Source organism: Streptomyces sp. NPDC093510 (assembly GCF_040683555.1).
In the GTDB taxonomy this organism is placed as follows: domain Bacteria; phylum Actinomycetota; class Actinomycetes; order Streptomycetales; family Streptomycetaceae; genus Streptomyces.
In genome coordinates, this window is record NZ_JBFBEE010000011.1 from 202,824 (window position 1) to 227,160 (window position 24,337).

Annotated in this window: 25 protein-coding genes; 14 read left to right on the forward strand and 11 right to left on the reverse strand. The window is 72.7% G+C overall.

Annotated elements, in window-relative coordinates; translation table 11 throughout:
• Positions 1-33: 33 nt before the first annotated feature.
• Complete coding sequence (locus AB0N81_RS19555; protein ID WP_365359840.1) at positions 34-1,410, reverse strand: glutamate decarboxylase; 1,377 nt, start codon at positions 1,408-1,410, stop codon at positions 34-36.
• Between the two features lie 101 nt (positions 1,411-1,511).
• Between AB0N81_RS19555 and AB0N81_RS19560 the strand changes: the two genes are divergently transcribed.
• Entirely contained in the window at positions 1,512-1,763 is a 252-nt protein-coding gene (locus AB0N81_RS19560) for a hypothetical protein (protein ID WP_365359842.1), read from the forward strand.
• A 243-nt stretch (positions 1,764-2,006) separates the two neighbouring features.
• Here AB0N81_RS19560 and AB0N81_RS19565 read toward each other — a convergent pair whose 3' ends face one another.
• Positions 2,007-3,326, reverse strand: a complete 1,320-nt coding sequence (locus AB0N81_RS19565) for an FAD-dependent monooxygenase (protein ID WP_365359844.1) — start codon at positions 3,324-3,326, stop codon at positions 2,007-2,009.
• Between the two features lie 279 nt (positions 3,327-3,605).
• Here AB0N81_RS19565 and AB0N81_RS19570 point away from each other — a divergent pair, with 279 nt between their 5' ends.
• Positions 3,606-4,028 carry an STAS domain-containing protein gene (locus AB0N81_RS19570; RefSeq protein ID WP_365359846.1) on the forward strand — a complete coding sequence of 141 codons (423 nt, stop codon included), beginning with the start codon at positions 3,606-3,608 and terminating at the stop codon, positions 4,026-4,028.
• Between the two features lie 67 nt (positions 4,029-4,095).
• On the forward strand, positions 4,096-4,800 hold the full coding sequence (locus AB0N81_RS19575) for a M23 family metallopeptidase (protein WP_365359848.1): 705 nt from the start codon (positions 4,096-4,098) through the stop codon (positions 4,798-4,800).
• A 39-nt stretch (positions 4,801-4,839) separates the two neighbouring features.
• Here the strand turns inward: AB0N81_RS19575 and AB0N81_RS19580 are convergent, their stop codons facing one another.
• Positions 4,840-5,130 carry a hypothetical protein gene (locus AB0N81_RS19580; RefSeq protein ID WP_365359850.1) on the reverse strand — a complete coding sequence of 97 codons (291 nt, stop codon included), beginning with the start codon at positions 5,128-5,130 and terminating at the stop codon, positions 4,840-4,842.
• Between the two features lie 269 nt (positions 5,131-5,399).
• Between AB0N81_RS19580 and AB0N81_RS19585 the strand changes: the two genes are divergently transcribed.
• On the forward strand, positions 5,400-5,705 hold the full coding sequence (locus AB0N81_RS19585) for a chaplin (protein WP_365359852.1): 306 nt from the start codon (positions 5,400-5,402) through the stop codon (positions 5,703-5,705).
• Between the two features lie 145 nt (positions 5,706-5,850).
• Here the strand turns inward: AB0N81_RS19585 and AB0N81_RS19590 are convergent, their stop codons facing one another.
• From AB0N81_RS19590 to AB0N81_RS19620, 7 genes are all read right to left on the reverse strand, one after another.
• Positions 5,851-6,723, reverse strand: a complete 873-nt coding sequence (locus tag AB0N81_RS19590; protein WP_365359854.1) for a tyrosinase family protein — start codon at positions 6,721-6,723, stop codon at positions 5,851-5,853.
• Positions 6,724-6,760: 37 nt separating this feature from the next.
• On the reverse strand, positions 6,761-7,222 hold the full coding sequence (locus tag AB0N81_RS19595) for a tyrosinase family oxidase copper chaperone (protein ID WP_365359856.1): 462 nt from the start codon (positions 7,220-7,222) through the stop codon (positions 6,761-6,763).
• Positions 7,201-7,872, reverse strand: a complete 672-nt coding sequence (locus AB0N81_RS19600) for a vitamin K epoxide reductase family protein (protein WP_365359858.1) — start codon at positions 7,870-7,872, stop codon at positions 7,201-7,203. The genes AB0N81_RS19595 and AB0N81_RS19600 overlap by 22 nt, the downstream gene beginning before the upstream one ends.
• Positions 7,872-8,372, reverse strand: coding sequence for a DUF5949 family protein (locus AB0N81_RS19605; protein ID WP_365359860.1), 501 nt, complete (start codon positions 8,370-8,372; stop codon positions 7,872-7,874). The genes AB0N81_RS19600 and AB0N81_RS19605 overlap by 1 nt, the downstream gene beginning before the upstream one ends.
• A gap of 230 nt (positions 8,373-8,602) precedes the next feature.
• A complete protein-coding gene (locus tag AB0N81_RS19610) occupies positions 8,603-8,881 on the reverse strand; it encodes a hypothetical protein (RefSeq protein ID WP_365360071.1) in 279 nt (92 codons plus the stop codon).
• Between the two features lie 281 nt (positions 8,882-9,162).
• On the reverse strand, positions 9,163-9,834 hold the full coding sequence (locus AB0N81_RS19615) for a hypothetical protein (protein WP_365359862.1): 672 nt from the start codon (positions 9,832-9,834) through the stop codon (positions 9,163-9,165).
• Positions 9,835-10,122: 288 nt separating this feature from the next.
• Positions 10,123-10,362 carry a chaplin gene (locus tag AB0N81_RS19620; protein WP_365359864.1) on the reverse strand — a complete coding sequence of 80 codons (240 nt, stop codon included), beginning with the start codon at positions 10,360-10,362 and terminating at the stop codon, positions 10,123-10,125.
• Between the two features lie 390 nt (positions 10,363-10,752).
• Between AB0N81_RS19620 and AB0N81_RS19625 the strand changes: the two genes are divergently transcribed.
• The 8 genes from AB0N81_RS19625 to AB0N81_RS19660 all read left to right on the forward strand — a co-directional run bounded on the left by AB0N81_RS19625 (position 10,753) and on the right by AB0N81_RS19660 (position 20,290).
• Positions 10,753-11,883 carry a glycosyltransferase gene (locus AB0N81_RS19625; protein ID WP_365359866.1) on the forward strand — a complete coding sequence of 377 codons (1,131 nt, stop codon included), beginning with the start codon at positions 10,753-10,755 and terminating at the stop codon, positions 11,881-11,883.
• The gene (locus AB0N81_RS19630; protein WP_365359868.1) at positions 11,880-13,394 is read left to right on the forward strand and encodes an exopolysaccharide biosynthesis polyprenyl glycosylphosphotransferase; all 1,515 of its coding nucleotides are present in this window, start codon (positions 11,880-11,882) and stop codon (positions 13,392-13,394) included. Before AB0N81_RS19625 ends, AB0N81_RS19630 begins: the two co-directional genes overlap by 4 nt.
• A gap of 53 nt (positions 13,395-13,447) precedes the next feature.
• Positions 13,448-14,791: an O-antigen ligase family protein gene (locus AB0N81_RS19635; protein ID WP_365360073.1), complete on the forward strand. Its 1,344-nt coding sequence runs from the start codon at positions 13,448-13,450 to the stop codon at positions 14,789-14,791.
• On the forward strand, positions 14,788-16,542 hold the full coding sequence (locus tag AB0N81_RS19640; protein ID WP_365359870.1) for a lipid II flippase MurJ: 1,755 nt from the start codon (positions 14,788-14,790) through the stop codon (positions 16,540-16,542). Before AB0N81_RS19635 ends, AB0N81_RS19640 begins: the two co-directional genes overlap by 4 nt.
• 76 nt (positions 16,543-16,618) lie before the next feature.
• Positions 16,619-17,320, forward strand: a complete 702-nt coding sequence (locus AB0N81_RS19645) for a polysaccharide deacetylase family protein (RefSeq protein ID WP_365360075.1) — start codon at positions 16,619-16,621, stop codon at positions 17,318-17,320.
• The gene (locus AB0N81_RS19650) at positions 17,317-18,507 is read left to right on the forward strand and encodes a glycosyltransferase (protein ID WP_365359872.1); all 1,191 of its coding nucleotides are present in this window, start codon (positions 17,317-17,319) and stop codon (positions 18,505-18,507) included. Before AB0N81_RS19645 ends, AB0N81_RS19650 begins: the two co-directional genes overlap by 4 nt.
• Positions 18,504-19,154 carry a lipopolysaccharide biosynthesis protein gene (locus AB0N81_RS19655; protein WP_365359874.1) on the forward strand — a complete coding sequence of 217 codons (651 nt, stop codon included), beginning with the start codon at positions 18,504-18,506 and terminating at the stop codon, positions 19,152-19,154. The genes AB0N81_RS19650 and AB0N81_RS19655 overlap by 4 nt, the downstream gene beginning before the upstream one ends.
• A complete protein-coding gene (locus AB0N81_RS19660) occupies positions 19,151-20,290 on the forward strand; it encodes a GNAT family N-acetyltransferase (protein ID WP_365359875.1) in 1,140 nt (379 codons plus the stop codon). Before AB0N81_RS19655 ends, AB0N81_RS19660 begins: the two co-directional genes overlap by 4 nt.
• Before the next feature lie 30 nt (positions 20,291-20,320).
• On the opposite strand, the gene AB0N81_RS19665 is transcribed toward AB0N81_RS19660, so the two are convergent.
• Positions 20,321-21,463, reverse strand: coding sequence for a glycosyl hydrolase (locus AB0N81_RS19665; protein ID WP_365359877.1), 1,143 nt, complete (start codon positions 21,461-21,463; stop codon positions 20,321-20,323).
• A 129-nt stretch (positions 21,464-21,592) separates the two neighbouring features.
• On the opposite strand from AB0N81_RS19665, the gene AB0N81_RS19670 reads away from it, so the two are divergent.
• Both AB0N81_RS19670 and AB0N81_RS19675 read left to right on the forward strand, forming a co-directional pair.
• Positions 21,593-22,903, forward strand: coding sequence for an ATP-grasp domain-containing protein (locus AB0N81_RS19670; RefSeq protein ID WP_365360077.1), 1,311 nt, complete (start codon positions 21,593-21,595; stop codon positions 22,901-22,903).
• Entirely contained in the window at positions 22,896-24,152 is a 1,257-nt protein-coding gene (locus AB0N81_RS19675; RefSeq protein WP_365359879.1) for an FAD-dependent oxidoreductase, read from the forward strand. Before AB0N81_RS19670 ends, AB0N81_RS19675 begins: the two co-directional genes overlap by 8 nt.
• Positions 24,153-24,337: the final 185 nt, after the last annotated feature.

The window sequence follows — 24,337 nt, forward strand, 5'->3', positions numbered from 1 at the left end:
GAGGGACGACGCACCGGATGGCGCCACCGTCCCTCAGTGGTGGAACGCCGCGCTCTCCGGTGCGCCGGTCGACCCGCCCGACAGCCGCTCCACGGCCGCCCGCAGGTCCCTCGCCAGCAGCATGATCTTGTCGTGCCCGATGCCGTGCCGTACCAGGACCCGCTGGATCACCGTCTCGTGGCGCTCCGGAGGCAGCGGGTACGCCGGAACCTGCCAGCCGCGCGTACGCAGCTGCTCCGTCAGGTCGTACAGCGTGAACCCGGTCGTCGGATCGGTGAGCGTCCAGGACACCGCGGGGAGCGCGCCGCGGCCGTCGTAGAGGAGCGTGAAGGGGCCCATGCCCGCGACCTCGTCGGCCAGCGCCCGCGCGCTCGCCGCACACGCCTCGTACACCTTGCGGTAGCCGTCGCGGCCGAGCCGCAGCAGCGTGTAGTACTGCGCGACGATCTCGCCGCCGGGACGGGAGAAGTTGAGGGCGAAGGTCGGCATGTCGCCGCCCAGGTAGTCGACGCGGAAGACCAGGTCCTCCGGGAGGTGGTCCGCCGAGCGCCAGACGATCCAGCCGACGCCGAGCGGCGCCATGCCGTACTTGTGGCCCGAGGAGTTGATGGAGACGACCCTCTCCACGCGGAAGTCCCAGACCAGGTCCGGCTGGAGGAAGGGCGCCACGAAGCCGCCGCTCGCCGCGTCCACGTGGACAGGCACGTCGAGGCCGGTGTCCGCCTGGATCGCGTCGAGCTCGGCGGCGATCTCCGCGACGGGCTCGTAGTCGCAGGTGAAGGTGACGCCGAGGATCGCGACGACGCCGATGGTGTTCTCGTCGACGTACTGGCGGAGCTGGTGCGGGCGCAGGCCCGTCGCGCCGGGCTCCAGCGGAATCTGGCGCAGCTCCACGTCGAAGTAGCGGGCGAACTTCTCCCAGCAGACCTGGACGGGGCCGCAGACGAGGTTGGGCCGGTCCGCCGGCTTGCCCGCCGCCCTGCGCGCCTCGCGCCAGCGCCACTTGAGGGCGAGGCCGCCGAGCATGCCCGCCTCGCTGGACCCGGTGGTGGAACAGCCCATGGTGGTCCGCCCCTCGGGCGAGTTCCACAGGTCGGCGAGCATGTGCACGCAGCGGGACTCGATCTCCGCGGTCTGCGGGTACTCGTCCTTGTCGACCATGTTCTTGTCCATGCACGCGTCCATGAGGCGGTGCACCTCGGGCTCCGCCCACGTCGTGCAGAACGTGGCCAGGTTCTGCGACGAGTTGCCGTCGAGCGCCAGTTCGTCCTCGACCATCGCGGCCACCGCGCGCGGGTCGGAGCTGTGCTCGGGGACGCGGTGCGCGGCCAGACCGCGCGCGCTGATCGGCGTGCTGTAGACGTCGTCGTACGCCTGCCGGGTCCCGGCGGACACCTTGTGCAACCCCACGGTGATGATCCTTTCGGGTGCGGATCGCTCGGACGGCGGAATTGCCCGGGTTACCGGGGGTGTCGGCGCACCCTCCGGCGCTCTCCGCCGTTTGAGAGACCATGAACAACTCGAAGCGCTTGCTCACCACTCTGACCCTGGCCGCCGCCGCTGTCGCCGCGACCGCACCCGCTCACGCCGCCGCTCCCCCGGCCGAAGAGGGGAAGGGCAACGTCGGCCGGGTGGTCGGCGAGACCCTGATGGACCCGACCGAGAAGGGCCAGCAGGTGATGGACGCGGGCAAGATCGCCCTGTCCGTGGTCGACACCGGCCTTGACTCCGTACGGACCAGCACGGACGCCGCCACCGCCTGACGCACCAGCCTGTGTCGGTCCTCCTCCGGCCGCTCGCTCAGGACACGTGCGGGGCCGGGAGGAGGATGGGGAGTGTGCTTACCGTGCTGGTGCTGGTGCTGGTGCTGGTGCTGGTCGGGCGACGGCACGCGAAGGACCTGATCGCCCGGATCGAGAGCATCCCCGAGGTGTGCGTCCTGTCCCACACCGACGACAGCTCCCTCGCCCTGGCCCGGGCCCGCGTGCTGCTGCCGGACGTCACGTCTAGCCCGTCCGAGAACCGCTGCGCTCCGCCCCGTGGCGGCTCTGCAGCGTGCGGGCCAGGCGGGGCCCCAGGCGCTGCTTGAGCCAGCGCAGGACCTGGAGGCGGCCGACGGCCCGGTCCACGTGGAAGTAGAGCTGCGGCGGCACGTGGGGCAGGAGCGGCGAGTGGCGCTGGCCGAGCAGCGCGAACATCTGGTGCGGCTCCAGGCCCATGTAGCGGGGCAGGTTCTCGTACCACTGGGCGCTGTGCCGGGCGGCGCTCTGCACCGAGAGCAGGGCCTGCTTGCGTTCGCGTTCGTACGCGGCCAGGGCGGCGGGGAGCTCCGACGGAGCGGTGGCGGTCCGCAGCGCACGGGCCAGGCTCATCGCGTCGCGCAGGGCGAGCGTGGTGCCGGCCCCGATGGAGTAGTGCGTGGTGTGTGCGGCGTCGCCGATCAGCGCGAGATTGCCGTACGACCAGGACGCGTTGGTGACGGTGGGGAAGGCCTGCCACTGGGCGGGACTCTCACGGCTCCCATGGCTCCCATGGCTCTCACGGCTCCCATGGCTCTCGGGGTTCCCGCGACCGGGCGACTCACGGCCGTCGGGCGACCCACGGCCGTCGAGCAGCTCGTGGCCTTCGAGGAGGTCCGCGAAGAGTTTCTCCAGCAGGCGCAGGGCCTCGGAGCGGTCGAGCCGGTCGAAGCCCAGCGCCGCCCAGGTCGCGGCGGAGCACTCGACGACGCAGGTGCTGTGCTCGGCGCTGAAGCCGTAGGCGTAGCACCAGATCCAGCCGTGTTCGGTCTCGACGAAGGCGAAGGTGAACGCGGTGAGGACGCGGGTCGTGCCGAGCCAGATGAAGCGGTTGGCGCCCGTGGTCACCCGCGTGCCGAGCGGCGCGGCGTGTTCCGTGCGGAGCCTGCTGTGCGCCCCGTCACCGGCGACGACCAGGTGGGCGTCGGGCAGGTCCGTACTGCTGCCGATCTCCTTGCCGAACTCCAGCCGTACGCCCAGGGACCGGGCCCGGTCGGCCAGGACGGTCCGCAGCCGGTGCCGGGCGATGGCGTGCCCCGGGTCGCCGTCGTGCGCGGTGGTCCGGTCACCGACATGGGCGAATCCGCCCTGCCAGCGCACGGACTGCTCCTCGATGAGCCGTGCGCTCTCGGGGTCGTGGGCGTACAGGTCCTCCAGGAGGTCGGGCCAGTACGTCACGCCCCAGCCGTGGCGGGCACCGGCCGGGCGCCGCTCGTGGACCGTGACCTCGTGATCCGGCTGCTGGAGTTTGATCAGAACGGCCAGGTAGAGGGAGGCAGGGCCGCCACCGACGCAATCGATCTTCACGCGCGCTCCTGCAAGGTCTTCGGCCTGATCGACGGGAGAGGGCCGGGGAGCACCAACGTAAGCGCGGGCGGGGCGGCCAGGGCATTTCCCGCTGCCGGACGGACGGGTGAATTGTCCGTTCCGGTCGGACGGCCGAGTGCGTCCGGTGCCGGCTGTGACTTGGCCCGTGCGGGCTGACGTCTCCCCGCCGATCCTGTATACCCGGAGTGCGGATCTCCGAGCCGGTCCGGATCTGCCGCCGGACCGGTGCACCCCGACGGCCCTGGAGGTGTGATGGGCATGCCGTCCCACCGTCTGTCCATTGCGGGCCTCGCCCAATCCGACGTCTGTGCCGTGGTGCGGCTCAGCGGCGAGCTCGACCAGGCATCCGAGAAGTTCTTCATGGACACCCTGGCCGGCGCCGTCGACGCGGGCCGGCGCCACATTGTCCTCGACGTGACCGCCCTGACCTTCTGCGACTCCCGCGGCCTGAACTGCCTGCTCGCACTGCACTGGCTCCTGCGGCGGCGGGCCGGCGACCTGATGCTCGCGGGCGTGGGCCGCCGCCTCGCCGCGCTGCTCGAACACAGCGGGAGCACGGCCCTGTTCTCGTCGCACACCTCGGTCGGCCAGGCCCTGCGGTCCCTCCCGGAACCCGCGCGCCCCCACTGGCCGCCACCCGCCGAGCGCAGCACGGACGGAGGGATCACCCCGCCGGCGTGACCGGCTCCCTACGCCAGGCGGCTCACCCGAGATGCGGTCCGGGCCCGGCACCAGTGAGCTGACGGACATGGAACACGACATAGCGAGCGCGGCAGAAGCGGCCACACCACGGCGCCGCGTTCTGGGTGCCGCCGCGGCGCTGCTGGTCGGCGGTTCTGTACCGCTGACAGCGTCCCGCGCCGTCGCCCGGCCGGACCACAACGCATCGGACCACCACGCATCGGACCACCACGATCCGGACCACCACGATCCGGATCACGTCTGCTCCGGCGAGTACGACGCCGAGTTCGAGGCGTTCCTGGCGGAGGCGGACGACCGTCTCGGCGCCGACGAGCACCGTGGGCTTCCGGAAGGACCGCCGCAGGAGTACGCGAAGCCCCTGCGCCGCGGATTCCGGGTGAGTGCGCCCTACGGAGTACGCGGCAACTGGCTCGCCGGACACCACACGGGCATCGACCTCGCCGTTCCGCAGGGAACACCGGTCTACGCCGTGGGCGGGGGCGTCGTCCTCGTCGCCCGGTGGTCGGGCGCGTACGGCAACGCCGTGACGGTGCGGATGCCGGACGGCCACTACTCCCTCGTGGCCCACCTGTCGAGCATCTCGGTGCGCCAGGGAGCCGACGTCGCAGCCGGTGACCTCCTCGGCAGGAGCGGGGCCACCGGGCGTGCCACGGGCCCGCACCTCCACCTGGAGGTACGGGTCCGCCGCGCATACGGTTCGGACATCGATCCGGTGAGCTATCTGGCCAGTCGCGGGGTGCGGCTGCTCTGACGGCCCTTGGACCGTCCGCCGGCCGCCCGCCGCCGGTCTCTACTGAATGCCGGGCACGAGGTTCGTCAGGGGGGCCACCAGGCCCGTGATCTGGTTCAGCTGGTTCAACTGGTTGAGCTGCTCGATGCCGCGGAGCTGGCTCTCGACGGTCGGCAGCTGGCGGGCCTGGTCCTCGGGCATGCCGTCCCTGGCGATGCCGTCGATGGTGCGGAGCACCGAGAGCTTCCCCGTGTCGTCGGTGGGGGTGGAGGCCTGGGCTGTCGGCGCGGCCAGAGCCGCCGCACCGGCGGCCATCGAGACGGCGGCGATGAGTCGTCGTGCTGATGTCATGTTTTCAGAACCGCTCGAGCCGTCCGAAGGTCACGGGTACCGCCACCCGGCCGGCCTATTAGTCCCACATATCGACAACGCCGCAACCGGCGATGACCCGACGGCCCCGCATCGGAATGCCGAAAGAAAATCTGGCACTTGCCACGGAAATCAAGTTCGGCATGATCCCGTCGCACTTCCGAGCCGTGACCTCGCGTTGACGTCGGCCGTTAGAGGAAATGCGGTTGCGTGTGGGCAGCCGCTCTATTTCAAAATCAAAGGAGAACGTGATGTCTCGCATCGCGAAGGCAGCCGCCGTCACCCTCAGCACCGGCGCAGTCGTCCTCGGCGGCTCCGGCATGGCCATGGCGGACGCGGGTGCGGAGGGTGCCGCCGTCGGCTCCCCCGGTGTGATCTCGGGCAACCTGCTCCAGGTCCCGCTCAACGTCCCGGTGAACGTCTGCGGCAACACCGTCGACATCATCGGCCTGCTGAACCCCACCTTCGGCAACAAGTGCGCCGACAACGGTGAGCACAAGGGCGGCCACAACGGTCACAACGGCGGCCACAACGGCGGCTCCGGCTACGGCGGCTGACCAACCCGCTGACGAAACAGGCTGACGAAACAGACTGACGAAGCACGCTGACGAAGCCCCCGCCGCGCGTTCCGCCGGGGGCTTCGCCATGTCCGGCCCACACCACGCCCGGCCCACACCCCGTCCGGCCCGCGCCCTGCCCGGCCTACGCCCCGTACGCGTAGAGCCCCTTGTGCCCCAGCAGCTTGTCCGGGGGGACGTCCCACGGCGGCATCGGCTCGCCGCGGGCCACGATGCGCCGGTACTGGGACGAACCGAGGCCCGGCGGCCGCTCGGGCAGATAGCGGGCGGAGCCGGGGTGGCGGCGCTGCCACCGGTCCCACAGCAGGTCCACGAAGGCGTGGTTGAGCCAGAAGACGGGATCGTTCACCGAGGCGCCGCCCAGCATGTGGCCGCCGACCCAGCGGTGGACGCGGTTGTGGTTCTGCCACCGCTCCGGGCCCCGCGCCGACGTCCAGCCCTCCAGTTTGTTGCGGAAGCCCTCCGGAGACGTGGAGTCCCACGGCGGTGCGTCGTAGAGGGGGTCGGCCATGGCGTGCTCCACGTCCCGCGCGGTGGGCAGGCCGATCGGCTCCTTGGAGCGGCCGAGGTCACGCGTCAGGAACTCCCCGTCGGTGACCGACTCCTTGATGGTCCAGTGCCCGCTCTTGTACGCGAACGGGCCCGTCGTGACCTGTCGGTCCTCCCGCCGCCCGTTCCCGCCCATCAGATCCGCGCCCCACAGCGAGGCGGCCGGGCTGCGGTCCTTCGTCCAGTCCCAGTAGGGGACGGCGACGCCGGCGTCGAGGCGTTGCAGCGCCCGCTCGAATTCGAGCAGGAAACGCCGGTGCCAGGGAAAGAACGAGGGGGTCATATGGGCGACCCTGAGTTCCTTATCGCCGTCCGACACGTAGAAGTCGATGTGCATACGGACGAATTCGTCGTACTCACCGCGGCGTTTGAGTTTCAGCACCGCGTCGACGAAGCGGCGCCGCTCTGCCCGGCCGAGGCTTCGCTGGTTCCTGCGGGTGTGGGCCATGTCCGTCCCTTCCGCGTTCAGGGGCCTGGTGTCCGGCTCAGTGGCCGAGGCCGCTCAGGGCCTGGAGTGGGCCGAGTTCGTCGACGGCCGCGCGGGTCGCGGCCAGCGGCGTCGCGTACGACTCGTAGTGGTCCACCATGCTCAGGTAGCTGCCGTCCGCGCGGCGCATCAGCCCGAGCCGCCGGCCGTCGACGGTGACGTGCCAGCCTGCGGAGTCATGCCCGGCCGGCCCGCCCGGCGGCTCGGGCACCGGCCTGCCCTGGAGATGCCGGCCCCGGTACATCTCGTCGAACGGCACGCCCCCGGACGCGCCCGCCGGGCCCGGCACGGGCGGGTCCGGTACGGGAGCGGCAGGCACGGGAGCGGCAGGCCCCGGCGGGTCCGGTACGGACCGGACAATGCCCGCGGCGGCGACGACCGCGGCGGCCGCCGTCCCGATGAGGTGCCGACGGGTCACACGGTCGGTGAGGCGCTTCTTCATCCGGTCCAGAAGTCCCACCAGCGCGTCAGGATCAACATGCCGACGCCACCCAGATGCGCGAAGGGAAGCACCCAGGTGAACTCCCCCAGGAAGGTGCGCAGAGCGCGGGGGGCCGGCAGGAATCCGGACCGCACATTGTGTGCCGTCACGTACCAGAACATGAGGGTGGTGGCGGCCCAGGCCAGACAGCACCACAGGCAGAGGGAATTGATGCGGTAGAGGGACTGGAATTGCAGCCAGCCGCAGAACGCGACGCCGAATGCGGTGCCCGCGTTGAAGGTCAGCCAGTACCAGCGGGGATGGCGTGCGCCGCCGATCAGGCCCGCGCCGACACAGATCACGACGGCGTACGCGACGAGCCCGAGCAGCGGATTGGGAAAGCCGAATGCCGCCGCCTGCTCGCTCTTCATGATGTTGCCGCAGGCGACCACCGGATTGAGGCTGCACCCGGGCACGAAGTCCGGGTTCGCCATCAGCTTGAGCTTGTCGAGGGTGATGACCCACGCCGCAAGCAGCCCGGCTGCGCCGGTGAGCACCAGGAGCAGCCCGAGCGGCCTGCCCGACCGCTGCTCGCGGGCGACGGCCTCGGGGGGCGGGGCGGCGGCCGCACCGGACGGGCCGGCGGCCTGCGGTGGCACCCGGTGCGGCAGTTCGGTGGTGCGGCGCATCAGCGCAGGCTGCGCGCGGGCAGCAGGCAGTGCGTGGCGTTGAGGAGGGTCTCCTCGTCGGCGGCGAACTCGCCGAGGGTCTCTTTCGGCACGGGCTCGCCGGGCTTGGCCTCGGGCCACGCGCGCGTGGTGGCCAGGAAGTAGGCGTGACCGCGCAGCTTGACGGCGGCGAGCCACTCGGGCGGCACCACGCACTGGGCGTTCAGGTGCGGCATGTTGACGACGGCCTGGTCGCCTTGGACGAGGAGGGTCACCGGCAGGGAGGGGTGGCGTGCGCCGTCGACGAGGGGGCCGCCGATGGGCAGGCCCGCGTCGTCGAGAAGGGTGCGCATCGCTTCGGCCGTGGCTTCCGGGCCGCCCTCGGTGTCACCGAGGGAGTAGGCCAGCAGGAAGGGCATGTCCTTCTCGTCATCGGGGTGCTCGCCGCTCCAGGCGAGAACAGCCAGGGTGCCCAGGTCGGCCGGTTGAAAGGGGCGCTCTTCGCTGGAAGTTGTGGTCATGGGGGGAACCGTAGCGACGCGGGCGGACGAGCCCGGTCCGGTTGTCACCCGACTGGCCCAGCGGGGGCGCGCCATCACACGAAGGGGTCACCCGGTCGGCTCCGGTGACGGGTGCTCCGAAGGGCCGGTTCGTGGCGGAGATGACCGGCCCTTGCACGGCCTCGGGCGATCTCGGGCGATCTCGGGCGACCTCGGGCGACCTCGGGCGACCTCGGGCGACCGTCGACCCACTACTTGGCGAGGGGGAGGCCGCCGAGGAGCTCGCTGGGGCCGCCTGCGGAGTTCAGGCCCTCCACCGTGTCCATGACCGTGTTGGCGACGGAGTTGGGGTTCTCGGTGTCGAGCATGTTCGTGCCCACCGGCTTGGTGTCGAGCAGCGACTGGCTGGTGAGGGCGTCGAGACCACCGTTCAGGCTGGTGGGCGTCAGGCTGTCGGCGAACGCGGGCGCGGCGGTTCCGGCGACGGCGATCGAACCGGCGAGGACAGCGGCAGCCTTCAGGGCCTTCATCATGTTCCTTTCTTTGGCGACGCGCGTCGCCTTTGGCGAGCACCGTTCAGGCATTCGTCTGCCTGTCGTCTCTCTTCACCGGGACTAACGAGCACGGCCCGGTACGGAAACCCCTGGCCCTGAAACTTCCGGGAACCCACTCGAATGAAGGCCGAATGGAGGACGAATGAAGAAGGCGTCTCATCCTCATATCGACCGGCCTGTTTATGGCGGTGGTTGACGGCACGCAAAGAGAAGCCCGCCGCGCCGGACAGCGTCCGGAACGACGGGCGGGAGCGGACTCAGGCCGCGGGCGTCTGCGGGAGATCCGCCGCGGGCGTCTGCGGGAGGCCCGCCGCGGGCGCTTTGGGCAGCCCGGGGACGTTCGGCTTGGGCAGGCCGCCGCCCGTCACGGTGGCGACGACGGTGTCGACAAGACTGGAGATGACCGGCGGGACCGCCGCGAGCACCGCCTTGGGGTCGCCGGCCGTGGTGGCCTTGACCAGGGCGTCGACGGCCTTCTGGAGCGCGGCCACGGCGTCGCCCTTGGGGTCGAGCGGCGCCCCTGCGGCGCGCTCCGCTCCCCCGGTCGGCAGCTGCGGCACGGCGGGGGCCTGCGGCATCGCGGCGGCCGGGTCCGCGGGCGCCTTGACGGGCGGCTTGGCGACGGCCTCGATCGCCTTCTTCACCGCTTCGGTGCGCTGCTTGACGTCCTCGGCGGGCAGTTTGTTGTCCTTCGCCTTGAGCAACGCGGCGAGCAGGTCGGTGACGGGGGTGAGGACACCGCCGAGGCCGCTCAGCTGCTGGACCTGGCCGAGCAGGGTGTTCGCATCAGGGGCGGGAGCGCTCGAGGCGTTCGGGGCTTCGTCGCGGGTGGCGTCACCTTGGGAGGCGAGGGCCGGGCCGGCCGTGCCGAGAAGCAGCGTCGCGCACAGAGCGGTGGTCGCGAGGCGCCGTACGGGCAGAGCGCGCATAGGTGGTTCCCTTTCGGTGATGCGTCGGATCTTGTGATCACCGTGGGAGCGGCGCGGGCCGCCCGCAACCGAGCGGCTGCGCGAGGTATCGCCCCTGCCTGGGGAGCGCGGGCATCCGCGCAGGTCGGGAGGGGATGTGACGGTCGGTCGGCTGTTCGGCGGCGCACACTCCATTCGGGGCACGTCGCGAGGCCCGTCCGTTGCCGTCGGAGCGGGCGGGCTCCGTGCGGACGCACGGAAAGGCCGCCCCCGCTTCCACGGGGACGGCCGTTCACATCAGACGGTGCGTCAGTCGTTGGCGCACTGGTTGCCGAACGCCGGGTTCAGCAGGCCGATGATGTTGACGCTGTTGCCGCACACGTTGACGGGAACGTGGACCGGCACCTGAGCGGCGTTGCCCGAGATGACGCCGGGGGAGTTGGTGGCGGCGCCCTGCGCGCCGCTGTCGGCGGCAGCGACACCCGCGGATCCGGCCACAGCTGCGGCGGCGACGGCGGACAGGGCGAGAGCCTTGGTGGTACGCGACATGGGGTGCTGCTCCTTGGTGATGATGCGACGTACGGGCGGGATGCCCGTCTAGAGGGATCAACTGCTGACCGCCGCGCCGAGTTGTGCGCCCAGACGGGTGATACGCGGCGCGATCCATTGCGGTGACGTCAGCCGGACCGGCGGCCTTCACCATTCCGACACACGTGCAGAGGTTGACGGAGCCGTTCGTTCCAGCGGCTACAGTTGCGCTTCCCCTTTAGGGCATTCCACTCATACGCGTTCAGATTCGTATATTCGCTGCGAATCGCCCCAACTCCGCTGTGGTTCAGAGTTCTCACACTCGGAAGGCCAACGCCGTCATGCGTCACTCCCCGGGCCTGCGTCGCGTGTTCGTCGTCCCTCTGCCGCACTGACTCGAGGGAGACGCGCATGCCTCTGCCTTCAGCACCCCCTCCGCCGCGGGTCCTGCACATCAGCCAGCCCGTGGACGGCGGCGTGGCGCGGGTCGTCGTCGACCTGGCCGCGGCTCAGGCCGCGGCGGGCACCGACGTACACGTGGCCTGTCCGCAGGAGGGCTTCCTGCCCCGGGCGTTGAGCTCCCTCGGCGTACGCGTCCACCCCTGGGAGGCGTCCCGCTCCCCCGGCCCGCGCCTCGGGGCCGAGACGAGGGACCTGAAGCGCGTCGTCGACACGGTGCGGCCCGCACTCGTCCACGCGCACAGCGCGAAGGCCGGGCTCGCCGCGCGCCTCGCGCTGCGCGGGAGCGTCCCCACCGTGTTCCAGCCGCACGCCTGGTCCTTCGAGGCGGTCGGCGGCCCCACCGCGCTCCTGGCCCGCCTCTGGGAACGCCGCGCGGCCCGCTGGGCGACGCGCATCGTCTGCGTCAGCGAGGCGGAGCGGAGCACCGGCCTGCGGGCCGGAATCACCGGTTCCTACTCGGTGGTGCCCAACGGGGTCGACACCGTCCGGTTCGCCCCCGACGACCAGCACCCCGCGGCCGTCCCCCTGGTGGTGTGCGTCGGCCGGCTCTGCCGCCAGAAGGGGCAGGACGTACTGCTGCGGGCCTGGCCCGCGGTGGCCGCGCGGGTGCCCGAGGCACGGCTGGTCCTGGTCGGGGACGGGCCCGACGCCGGCCGGCTGCGGGAGCGGGCCGGGCCGCGGGTCGCGTTCGCCGGGGCCGCGGCCGACGCCGCCCCCTGGTACCGGGCGGCCGACGTGGTCGTCCTGCCGTCCCGCTGGGAGGGCATGGCGCTGGCCCCGCTCGAAGCCATGGCCTGCGGCCGCCCGGTCGTGGTCACCGATGTGGACGGCGCCCGGGAGAGCCTGCCGCCCGGCCACCGCCCGCACGCCCTCGTACCGCCGGAGGACCCCCGGGCTCTGGCGGAGGCCCTGATCACCCTGCTGCGGGACGGAGAACTGCGGGACGCGCTGGGGCGGCGCGGCCGCCGCCACGTACTGGACCACCACGACGCACGGCGCGCCGCGGCCGCCATCGACGAGGTCTACGACGAGCTTCTGGGCACGGCGCCCACCGGATACAGGGAGTGCACCACCACGTGAGTGCGGAACGGACCGTTGCCTCCTCATCGGCTCAGCCACGGCAGGACACCCAGGCCCCGCCCGGAACCTTCGTCGTCGCACCACGCGAGGCGACGGCACGCCGCGCCGGGGCGTCGGCGCGGCGGCAGGACCGCCGGCGGTGCCCGGCCGCCGCACTGGTGGCCGCCGACTGCGCCGCCGCCCTCCTCGGCCTGCTGCTGCTCGGCGAACCGCGACAGCAGGCCGTACTGGCCCCCCTGCTCGTGGCGGGCGTGCTGCTCCTGAACATCCAGGGCCGCCTGTACGAGTACACCGCGATGCCCGACACGCTCGGCCAGGTGCCTTCGGTCACCGGGCGGATCGCGCTCGCCTGGTCCCTCACCGCGGCCCTCTACCCCGCGCTGCCCTGGTCGGCGCCGCTCCCTCTCCGGACGCTGCTCGGCCTGGCCCTGACGCAGTGTCTGCTGAGCCTCTGCGGGCGCGCGCTCGTCCACCGGCACCGGCGCGCCGCCACCCTGCGCAGGCCGAGCCCGGTGCTGGTGCTCGGGGCGAGCGGTCCGGCGCGCGCGGTGGCGGCGGCGCTGCTGCGGCGCCCCGGCTGCGGCATGCGGCCCGTCGGCATCGTGAGCGAGACGGCGGACCCGCCCCAGCGGGACGAGGACGGCGCCCCCGGAACGGCGGCGGAGGCCGGGCCCGGACTGCCGGTGCTCTGCACGGAGGACGAGCTGCAGCGGGCGGTGATCCAGAACGATGTGCGGGCCGTGCTCCTCCTCACCGGCCACGGCCACGGCCCCGGGCCCGGGCCCGCCGCACGGCTGTCGGCGCTGCGCGGCCTCGGCTGCGACCTGTGGGAGCTCGAACCGCGCTGCGCGGAGGCCGCGCACGCGCCGGGCGGACCCCGGCAGTACGTGGCCGGGTTCGCGTGCCGCCCCCTGCCGGCCGCCGGGTCCCGCGGCATCGGCATCGGCAAGCGGCTGCTGGACATCGCGGTGTCGGGCGTCCTGCTGCTGGTGGCCGCGCCCGTCCTCGCGGCCTGCGCCCTGGTGCTGCGGGCCGTGGAGGGACCCGGCGTGATCTTCCGGCAGGAACGCGTCGGCAAGGACGGGCAGCTGTTCACCCTGCTGAAGTTCCGCACCCACCGGCCCGCCGACCAGCAGGAGGCGGCGACCCGGTGGAGCGTCGCCGACGAGCACCGGATGAGCGCCTTCTGCCGGTTCCTGCGGGGCACCTCGCTCGACGAGCTGCCCCAGCTGTGGAACGTGCTCCGGGGCGACATGAGCCTGGTCGGCCCGCGGCCCGAACGGCCCTTCTTCGTCGCGCAGTTCAGCCAGAGCTATCCGGACTACGCCCACCGGCACCGCATGCCGACCGGCATCACCGGCCTCGCCCAGATCCACGGCCTGCGCGGCGACACCTCCATCGAGGACCGGTGCCGCTTCGACAACGCCTACATCGACAGCTGGTCGTTCTGGCAGGACCTGTGCATCCTGCTCCGCACCCTCGGCTGCCTCGTACGCCGCACGGGGAGCTGACCACGGTGACCCACACGTCCGTCGCCGTGCCGCACGGGTCACGCCTGTCCGACGTGGTCCTCCCCGAGCTGAGGCGCAGCGCTCCGGTGCTGCCGGTGGTGCTCCTGGTCGCCCTCCTCGCACTGCCGGTGCCCGCCGATGCGACCTCCTCCGGAGGCGGCGGAGGAGGTACCGGCACGGTGGCCGACGCGGTGTCCGCACTGGTCGTCGGCTTCTGCGTCGTACGCGCCGTGCGGGCCGGGCGGCGCCCGCTGACCCGCACCGCCGCGGTGCTCATCGGAATGCCGGTCGTCGGCATCACCGTGGCCGCCTTCGGCGCCTCGTCCGCGTCGACCGGCGTCGCGGGAGCCGCACGCTACCTCCAGATCTTCGTCCTGGTCCCGGCGGCCGTCCTGACGCTGATCCGCGACGCGCACCACTTCCGCCTGCTCGCCTGGTCGTTCGTGGCGCTCGGACTGTGGCAGGGCGGCATCGGCGTACACCAGAACCTGACCGGCACCGGCGCCTCGTACATGGGCGAGGACATCCGCGCGGTCGGGACGTTCGGCTCCACGGACGTCATGGGAATGGCCACCGTCGTCTCGTACGGGCTCGTCAGCGCGCTGGCACTCGCCTTCCGCCCGCACACGCCGCGCCGGCGCCCCGCGGCGGTGGTGTGCGCGGCCCTGCTGACCGTGCCGCTCGCCCTGTCCTTCAGCCGCGGCGCGTGGATCGCCACCGCGGCGGCCTGCACGACGGTGCTGCTGCTCGCGGGGGTGCGCAGAGCGGGCCGGGCGCTGCTGGCCGCGGGCGCGGCCGGGGTGGTCCTGGTGGCCGGGCTCGGGGTGGGCTCCGAGATGCTCGAGGAGCGCCTCAGCAGCATCACCCAGGTCACGGACACACCCGACCAGTCCGTCACCGACCGCTACACGATGTGGGCCGCGTCGGTCGACATGTGGCGCGGGCAGCCGGTGACCGGAGTGGGCCTGAAGGGCTTCCCCGAGCACCGCGACAGCCACGCCTCGCTGGCCCTGTCCGCCGCCAGTGACACGGCGGGCGCCGGCAGCGGCTTCGTCCGCCAGCCGCTGCTCTCCCCGCACAACATGTACCTGCTCGTGCTCGGCGAACAGGGTCTGCTCGGCCTCGTCACGCTGGCCGGCGGCTGGGTGGCGCTCCTGGTGTGCGGGGTGCGGCGGTGGGGGCGGCAGCGCGTCGGAGGCGGCGCCGGGGGCGGTTCCGGGGGGCCCGAGCTGGACTGCGCGCTGGTGGCGTGCGGGCTGCTGGTCTGGCAGCTGATCGACTTCGTGTACGCCGACATCGGCGGGCCCTCCACCGTCCTGACGGCGATCGCCTTCGGCATGGCGGCCTGGTGGGCGGTCGGCGCACGGGAGCGGCCCGGAGAGGCGGGTACGCGATGACGACCGTGCCGCCGCCGGTGGCCGCGGGGACGGGACCGGCCACGGCTGCGGGCCCGGACGGCCCCGCAGCCGAGGGCGGCATCGGGCCCGAAGGCGGCACCGGGCCCGAGGGCGGCCGGGAGACCGGCGGAAGGACCGGCGGCTCGTTCCTCGCCAAGGCCGCGCTGGTCACAGCCGTGCTGTCCGTCGCCGGTTCGCTCCTGGGGCTCGTACGCGACCAGGCGCTCGCGCACTTCTTCGGTGCCGGCACCGACACCGACGCCTTCCTCGTGGCGTGGACGCTCCCCGAGCTCGCCGCGACGTTGCTCATCGAGGACGGGCTGGCCTTCTTCCTGGTGCCCGCGTTCAGCCTGGCGCTGGCCCGCCGCGGGGACGGCGCCGCCGTCGATCCGGTGCGGGAGTTCGTACGGGCGTCGCTGCCGCGCATGGCCCTGTGTTTCGCGGGCGCGGCGGTGCTGCTCATCGCGGGGGCCCCGTACCTGGTCGCGGTGCTCGCCCCCGGGCTGCCCGACCCCGGGCCCGCCGTCGACTGCACCCGGGTGACCGCCACCTGCGCCCTGACCTTCGGTCTCACCGGCTACTGCAGCGCGGCGCTGCGGGCCCACCAGCGGTTCGTCGCCCCCGCGACGGTCTACGTCGCCTACAACGCGGCCATCATCGCCGCCCTGTTCGCGCTGGCGGTGCCCCTGGGGGTACGGGCCGCCGCGGCGGGCGTGGCGGTGGGGGGCGTCCTCATGGTCGTCGTACAGGCGCCTTCGCTGTGGCGGCAGCTGCGGCGCCCGTACCGGCCGGAAGCCCAGCCCCAGCCCCAGCCCCAACCCGCGTCCGAAGCCACACCCGCAGCCACAGCCACAGCCGCACCCGCGCCCGCACCCGCACCCGCGCCCACGCCCACCCTCCAGACCACCCTCATCTGGACGGTCCTGCTGTTCGCCCTGTGCCGCCAGTCGCAGGTCCTCATCGAGCGGTTCCTCGCCTCGTCGCTGCCCGCCGGGGCCATCTCGCATCTGAACTACGCGCAGAAGGTCGCGCAGATGCCGATGGCCCTCTCCCTCATGCTGTGCACGGTCACCTTTCCCGTGGTCGCCCGTGCCCTGGCCAAGGGCGAGACGGAACGCGCCCGCGAACGTGTCGAGCGCGACCTCGTCCTCGCCGGGTGCGTCGTGCTGGTCGGCGCGGCGGCCGTCATCGCCGCCGCGCACCCGCTCGTCGAACTGCTCTTCCAGCGCGGTGCCTTCACCGCGCGGGACACCGCCGCCACCGCGTCGGTCATGCGCGTCTACGCCCTGGGCCTGCTCGGTCACACGATGGTGGGCGCGCTGGCCCGTGCGCACTTCTCGGCCGCCAGGACCACCTGGGCCCCGCTTTTCGCGATGTCCATCGGCATCGTCACCACCGCGGGCATCGGCTTCCTGACCGTCGGCACGTGGGGTGTGCGCGGGATCGCCGCGGCCAACGCGACCGGCATCTGCGTCACCGCGGTGCTCCTGCTGCGCGGCACGGGCCCGCGCACCGTGCCGGTCAGGACGCGGGCCGTCGTCGGGCAGCTGGCCCGGCTGGTGCTCGCCGCGGGAGGGGCCGCCGTGCTCGGCGCGCTGGTCGTGCGGCACATCGCCCGGCCCGTCCCGGCCGTCCTCACGAGTTTCACGGTGGTGACCGTCTCTTTCGTGCTCCTGGGCCTGCTCCTGGGGGCGCAGCCCTGGGCGACCGCCCTCCGTTCCGTCAGCAGAAAGCTGCGTCATGTCCGTTGAGCTCACTCCGCCCGCGCCGTCCGGCACGGAGCCTTTCCTGCGGTTCCGGCCGCCCCGTACCCCGGCGTGGGTGGCGATGTACCACTCCGTCGCGGACCCGTCCGACGATCCGTACGAGATCACGGTCGCGCCCGACCGGCTGGCCGCGCAGCTGCGGTGGATGCGGCGCCAGGGGCTGCGCGGCGTGTCGATGAAGTACCTGCTGGAGGCTTGTGCGCAGGGCCAGGAGCACAACCTGGTGGGCCTCACCTTCGACGACGGGTACCGCGACTTCGTCGAGCACGCGCTGCCGCTGCTCCAGCAGCACGACTGCACGGCCACCCTGTTCGTCCTGCCGGGCCGCCTCGACGGCGACAACGCCTGGGACCCGCTCGGCCCGCGCAAACCGCTCCTCGGGGCCGACGGCATCCGGCACGCCGCCGAGTGCGGCATGGAGATCGGCTCGCACGGGCTGACCCACGTCGACCTGACGGCCGCCGACGACCGGCTGCTGCGCCGCGAGCTGCACGACAGCCGTGCCGCGCTGCGCGACCTGACCGGCGGCGAGGTGCGGGGCTTCTGCTACCCGTACGGGCACGTGGACGAGCGGGTCGTGACCGCCGTGCGGGAGGCCGGGTACGGGTACGCCTGCGCGATCGCGCCGGGACCGCTCGCCGGGACGTACGCCCTGCCCCGCGTCCACATCAGCCAGGGCGACACGGCCTGGCGCCTTCGGCTGAAGCTGCGCACGAACCGGCTCAGGCGCCGCGCGCTGGACCGCTCGGCGGTGACCGGATGAGGGTCCTGCACATCATCACCGGGCTCGGCGTGGGCGGCGCCGAACAGCAACTCCGCCTGCTGCTGCGCCACTTGCCCACATCGAGCGACGTCGTCGCGCTCACCAACGCGGGCACCGTCGCGCGGGGCATCGAGGCGGACGGGCACCGCGTGATCGACCTGGGCATGGCCGGAAACCGCGATCTGGCGGCGCTGCCGCGGCTGGTCCGGCTCATCCGTGCGGGCCGGTACGACGTGGTGCACACCCACCTCTACCGTGCCTGCCTGTACGGACGCATCGCGGCCCGCATGGCGGGGGTGCGCGCGGTGGTGGCCACCGAACACTCCCTGGGCGACTCGCAGATGGAGGGGCGGCCGCTGACCGCGGGGGTCCGGGCGCTGTATCTGGCCGGGGAGCGCCTCGGCCGGGTGACGGTCGCGGTCTCGCCCGCCGTGGGGGCGCGGCTGCACCGGTGGGGCGTGCCGCGCCAGCGCATCCGGGTGGTGCCGAACGGCATCGAGGTCGAGCGCTTCCGTTTCGACGCGGCGGCCCGCACCCGTACGCGGCACCAACTGGAGCTGCCGGAAACGGCGTTCGTCGTCGGCGGTGTGGGGCGGCTGGCCCCCGGCAAGCGTTTCGACGTCCTGTTGAGGGCGGCCGCCCAGCTGCCCGAGGATGTCGTCGTCGTCCTGGTGGGAAGCGGTCCTCAGGAGCCCGAGCTGCGGCGGCTCGCGGTCCGGCTCGGCCTCGCGGGACGCGTACGGTTCGTCGGCGAATCCACCCACGAGACCCCCGGTACCGACACCGGTACCGACACCGGTAGCGGTACCTGCAGCAGCACGGCCGCGGACCGCGTCCCCGACCTGCCCTCGCTGCTGTCCGCCATGGACGCCCTGGCCTCCCCCTCCCCCGAGGAGGCCTTCGGTCTCGCGCTCGTCGAGGGCCTGGCCAGCGGGCTCCCGGTCCTCTACGCGTCCTGCCCCGCCATCGAGGGCCTCGCCCCCGGGGAACGCTCCGGCGCCGCCTACTGCCCGAGCGACCCGGTCTCCTTCGCGCAGGCCCTCCGCGGCCTGCGCGGCGACGTACCGCCGCACCGCGAGGCACCGGCGGCGGTACGGCACTACAGCATCACCCGAAGCGCCGACCAGCTGATGGGCGTCTACACGTCAGTTGCGCCCGGCCCGACCCTGGAGGTGACCCCTCGATGAGTGACTCCGTGAACGTGCGCTCGCGCATCGGCCCCCTGCGCGACCGCCTCGCCCTGCTGCCCCGCTGGTCGGCCCTGCCCGCCTGCGCGGTCCTCGGCCTGCTGGCCGGTGCCGGGTACGGCGTGCTGCAGACCCCGCAGTACACGGCCACGAGTTACGTCGTCGCCGTCCCGCAGGCGAAGGCGGACCCGACCACGGCACTCGGCTTCGCCCAGGCGTACGGCAGGGTCGCCACGCAGCTCGCCGTGCTGGGCGACGCGCAGGTGGCGGCGGGCATGTCGGCCACGGAGCTGCAAGACAGGGTGCAGGTGGTCACGTCCCCCGACGCGCCGATGATCGCGGTCTCGGCGACCGCGGAGAAGCCGTCGTCCGCCGCCGTCACCGCCAACGCGGTGGCACGGTCCCTGGCCACGAGCGCCAACCACTCCAAGGACAGCACCCAGGTCGAACTGCTGCCGTTCTCCCGCGCCCTGCTGCCCGACGCGCCCTCGTCGCTCTCCACCGGCGTGACGGCCCTGGTCGGCGGCTGCGCCGGCGGGCTGCTCGGCGGCCTCGGGCTCCTGGTCCGTCCGCGCGCGCGTTCGGAGGCGTCGGCGGGGCCCTCCGTGCCAGGGCCCGCGTCCGCCCTGGTGCGGAGCGCGCCATGAGCACGGCACCGGCGAGCACGGTACGGAGCAGCCTGCCCGTGGCCGAACTGTGCGTGGACGAGGACGACTTCGAGGCGCTGGCCGAACCGTGGGGCCGGCTGTACCGGGCGTGTGCGGCGGCGACCCCGTTCCAGAGCCATGCGTGGCTGTCGTCCTGGTGGCGGTCGTACGGCAGTCCTGGGCGGCTGCGGGTGCTCCTGGTCCACCAGGGCGGGCGGCTGATCGCCGCCGCGCCGCTGATGCGGGTGGACCGGCCGCTTCCGGCGCTGAAGCCGCTGGGCGGCGCGATCTCCGACTTCACCGACGTCCTGCTGGACGGTTCGTACGAGGAGGAGGGCACCGAAGCGCTCCTCTCCGGGCTGTACGCGCTGGCACGGACCGCGCTGATCGACTTCGGCGAGGTCCGGCCGGGCGCGTGTGTGGAGAGCCTCTACGAACGGTGGCCGGCCCCCCGGCGCACGCTGGCCGCGTCACACTGCCTCGAACTTCCCGCGCTGCCGATGGAAGGGTTGCTCAAGCGGCTGCCGACGCCACGGGCCCAGCGCACCCGGGCGAAGATGCGCAAGCTGGCGGCCATGGGCGTGCAGAGCCGTGTCGTGCCCGTCGAGGAGGTCGAGTCCTCGGTGCGGACACTGCTGCACCTGCACCAGTTGCAGTGGCAGGGGCGCAAGGTGACCTCCGAGCACCTCCAGCCGCGGTTCCACGAGCACCTGCTGCGCTCCATGCGTCCGATGGTCGCGGCGGGCGAGGCGGTGCTGACCGAGTTCCGCCTGGACGGCGAGGTGCTGGCCGCGGACCTGACGCTGCTGTCGGGCACGCTGGCCGGCGGCTATCTGTACGGCGCCCACCCGCGGCTCAGGGAGCGCAAGGTGGACGTGGCGACGATGCTCCTGGAGGCGTGCACCCGCCACACCGCGGGCGAGCACCCGCGCGCGCTGAGCCTGCTGCGCGGCAACGAGCCGTACAAGCACCACTGGCGGCCCGAACCGGTCCCCAACCGCCGCTTCCTGCTGGCCCGCAGACGCACCGCACCCCTGGTGTACGCGGTGGCCTGGGGTGCTTCCGGCCGCCAGTGGGCGAAGCGGCGGGTGCGCGAACGCGAGGCGCGACGCGGGGGCGACGGAGCCTCGTCGTGACGGCTCGCGCCCCCGTGTCGCGCCGGTGGTTCAGCGCTTCTGCTCGTCCTTCCACCAGTCGAAGCGCAGACACACCTTGCCGCCCAGCCAGTGTTCGATCCAGTCGCCGAATCCGACCGCCGAGCAGTCCGAGGGCTTCCCGGGCTCGGTCGGCGGCTCGTCGCGGCCCGAGAGCAGCTTGCGGTAGACCTCCGCCGACGCGGGATTGTCCTTGCACTGCCACACTCCGTGCGGGCAGTAATCGGTGACCGTGTTGTACAGCGGTTTCTTCTCGTCCATCCATTTCAGCATGCGGCGCATGTAGTCCTCGTTGTCGCCGTTGCGGAAAAGCCCCCATTCGGGATACGAGATGGGCTTCTTGTGCTCCGCCGCGAAATCCACGTGCCGCTGGAGCCCATAGGGCTCATTCACCTGCTCGTCGAACGACATTCCGCGCGGCTGGTCGTACGAGTCCATGCCGACGATGTCCACGGTGTCGTCACCGGGATAACACTCCGTCCAGGGAACGGCGTCCCGCCCTCTGCTCGGCGTGAAGTCGAACTTGAATTTCTGCCCCGGCACCGACCGCATCGTGGTGACGATCCTGTTCCAGTACTTCTTCCAGGACTCCGGGTCAGGACCGCAGCGATGGGTGTACGTCGTGCCGTTCATCTCCCAGCCGAGCACGACGACCGTGTCGGGCACGCCGAGGTCCACAAGGCGCTCGGCGAGCACCCGGTAGTGGCGGTCGAAGTCCCCCGCGGCGCCCTGTCCCAGCATCCGGGCCACTTCGTCGTCGCCGACGCCCTCCTCGTTGCGTTCGAGCATCGGGACGTTGAGCACGAAGAGCCTGTTCTCCTTCTCCTTGCGCCACTGTGCCCAGTTCTCCAGGAAGTCCGGGGCGCCCTCGATGTTGCTCCAGCGATCGCCCGGAAGGTACGTGTGACCGACCCGCAGCTCGGTGCCGCCGAGCCACTCACTGAGTTCACCGATGCGCTCGACCCCGCGGGGTCCGTAGTCGAGATACGCGCCGAAGGCGGGGGCGGCGACGACGCCCTTGGGAGGCTCACCGTCGTCCGCGACGCCGACGGCGTGTCCCGGCACGGAGGCCAGGGTCAACGACGACACGATTCCGGCGGCAATGACGGCGAGACGCTTACCGCGTCGAAGACACTGTGGGGCGTGTGGGCCCATACCTGCTCCTCGTTCTGCTGCCTCACTTCACTGACACTCCGTCATATTTATTTCTATTGCGCCAATCGTGTTTCTAATCCTGAGTTCCGCCACATCGCCCGCATGGGCGATCGTTAAGCGAGGGTGACGTTGCAGCCTCTGGATACACGCATTCCTGCGGTCCTCTTGCGAATCGACAGGAATCCCTTCCACCACGGAACGCTGGGCGCCGTGCGCTCGCTCGGCCGCGCGGGAATCGAGGTCCATTTGGTGGCCGACGACCGCGACAGCCCCGTACAGCGGTCCCGATATCTGCACCGGATGCACGCGCCACCCGCACCGGGGGCATCGCTCGCCGAGGTGGCCGCCGTGCTGCGGCGGGTCTCGCACCGGCTCGCCGGACCGGCCGTGCTCATCCCCCTGGACGACGCGGGCGCCCTCGCGGTCAGCGCCCTGTACGGAGAACTCACCGACCGTTTCCTGCTGCCCCGCGTGGCCGGCAACGTGGCCGAGCGCGTCGCGGACAAGGCGACCCTCGCCCAGGTCTGCGCGCAGGCGGGCGTGGCGCACCCGACGACCCTGGCACCGGAGTCCGCCGCCGAGGCCGCGGGGGCCATGGGCCGCCTCGGGGCACCCGGTACCCCCGTCGTGGCGAAGTGGAGCCGCCCGTGGCTGCTGCCCCACGACGCCGGACTGCGCAGCACCACCCTGATCGGCTCCCGCCACGAGGCCACCGCGCTGTACGAGCGCCGCGCCGAGGCCGGCAGCCGCCTGCTCCTCCAGGCCTTCGTGCCGGGTGCCCGCGAGGCGGACTGGTTCGTCCACGGGTGCGCAGGCCGCAGCGGTGTCGTACGCGGCGGAGGCACGGGCCGCAAGCACCGGTCGTGGCCGCGCTCGGCCGGACTGACGGTGAGCGGCGACTGGGCCGAGAACCCCGCGCTGTGGACCGCCGCCGCACAGGTGGTGTCGGCCCTGGAGTACCAGGGGATCTTCGACCTGGACTTCCGCAGGGACGCCGTCACCGGCGCCTTCCACCTCATCGACTTCAACCCGCGCCCCGGCGCCCAGTTCCGCCTCTTCGCCGACGGCACGGACACGGACGTGGTGCGCGCCCTGCACCTCGACCTCACCCACCGGCCGGTGCCCGCCCCGCGGCCCCTGGTGGGCCGCACCTTCGTGGTGGAGAACTACGCCCCCCTCACCGCGCTGCGCGCCCTGCCCCGCCCCGGCCGACGCACGCCCGCACCGGCCACCGAACTCGCCTGGCACGCCGCCGACGACCCCGCGCCCGCCGCCGCCCTGCGCCGCCTGTGGCGCCACCACGTGCTGCGGCGGCTGCGCGACGGCGTACGCCACCGGGCGCGCAAGGTCCTGACGTCCCTGTCGGTCAGGGCGCGGCAGCACGCGCCCGCGGTCCTCCACGGCACACCGAACAGAGAGCGAGCAGTCACCGATGCATGACCTGCTGATCGTCGGAGCGGGCCCCTACGGCCTGTCGGTCGCCTCGCACGCCGCGGCGGCCGGCCTGGACGTACGCGTCTTCGGCAGGACCATGGCGTCCTGGCGGGATCACATGCCGCGCGGCATGTTCCTCAAGTCGGAGCCGTGGGCGTCCGACCTGTCCGACCCCGCGGGCCGGTACGGCCTGGCCGCGTACTGCGCCCGCGAAGGCCTGCCCGCCGAACACGGCCGCCCCCTCCCCGTCGAACACTTCGCCTCGTACGGCTGCTGGTTCGCCGAGCAGGCGGCGCCGCCGGTCGACGAACGCCTCATCTCCTCCGTCCGGACCTGCCCGGGCGGCTACGAGGCACGGACCGAGGACGGCGAGATCCACCACGCGCGGGCCGTGGCCCTGGCGGTGGGTGTCCTGCCGTTCACGGAGATCCCCCCTGCCGTACGCGGCCTGAGTGGCGCTCACGTCTCGCACAGCAGCCACCACGCCGACCTGCTGCGCTTCCGCGGCAAGGACGTGACGGTGCTCGGCGCGGGCCAGGCCGCCCTGGAGACCGCCGCCCTGCTGGCCGAGCAGGGCACCCGGGTACGAATCCTCGCCCGGTCACCGCGCGTCAGCTGGAACACCCTGCCGCCGCCCCGGCAGCGCCCCTGGCGTGAGTCGCTGCGCGCCCCGCACACGGGTCTCGGCTGCGGCTGGCGCAACAAGTTCTACGCGGACACCCCCGGCGCCTTCCGACGGCTCCCGGAGTCGGCACGGGCCCGTGTCGCCGCGGGCGCGCTGGGCCCGGCCGGCGCGTGGTGGGTCAGGGACCGTGTCGAGGCGGGCGTCGAGGTGCGGGTCGGCCACCGGGTCGAGGCGGCCGAACCCGCGGGGAGCCGCGTCCGGGTGCGCACGGGCAGCACCACCGGCGGGGGCCTGCGGTTCGAGACAGACCACATCATCGCGGCCACGGGCTTCCGGGCGACGACCCACCGCATCGGCGTCCTGCCCCCGGACGTCCGCGGCCGCCTGCGCTCCCTCGCCGACGGGACGCCCTTCGTCGGCGACCGATTCGAGTCCTCGCTCCCCGGGCTCTTCCTGGCCGGCCTGACGACCGCGTCGAGCTTCGGACCCGCCATGCGCTTCGTGTACGGGGCCTCGTTCACCGCGGGACGTCTGGTGAAAGGCGTCGAACGGTATCTGCGGCGCGCTGATCGGGTGGGAAGCCCGGAGGAAAAGGCGTGGCGCGCGGCCCCTCAACTCCAGCGCTTCTAGCCTCGGTTCAGGTGACGCGGAGACGGCACCGGGCTCGGCTTCCGTGTACGTGATCGCTCCACCGAAGCCGAGCCACCAACCGGTTCTCTTATGAGTGACACGGCGGGCGAATGGGTGAACCTCGGTTCCCGCGCGGCCCATTCGGTGATGCACTGAATTCGCTTCACTGGGACAGGCCGGGTCGC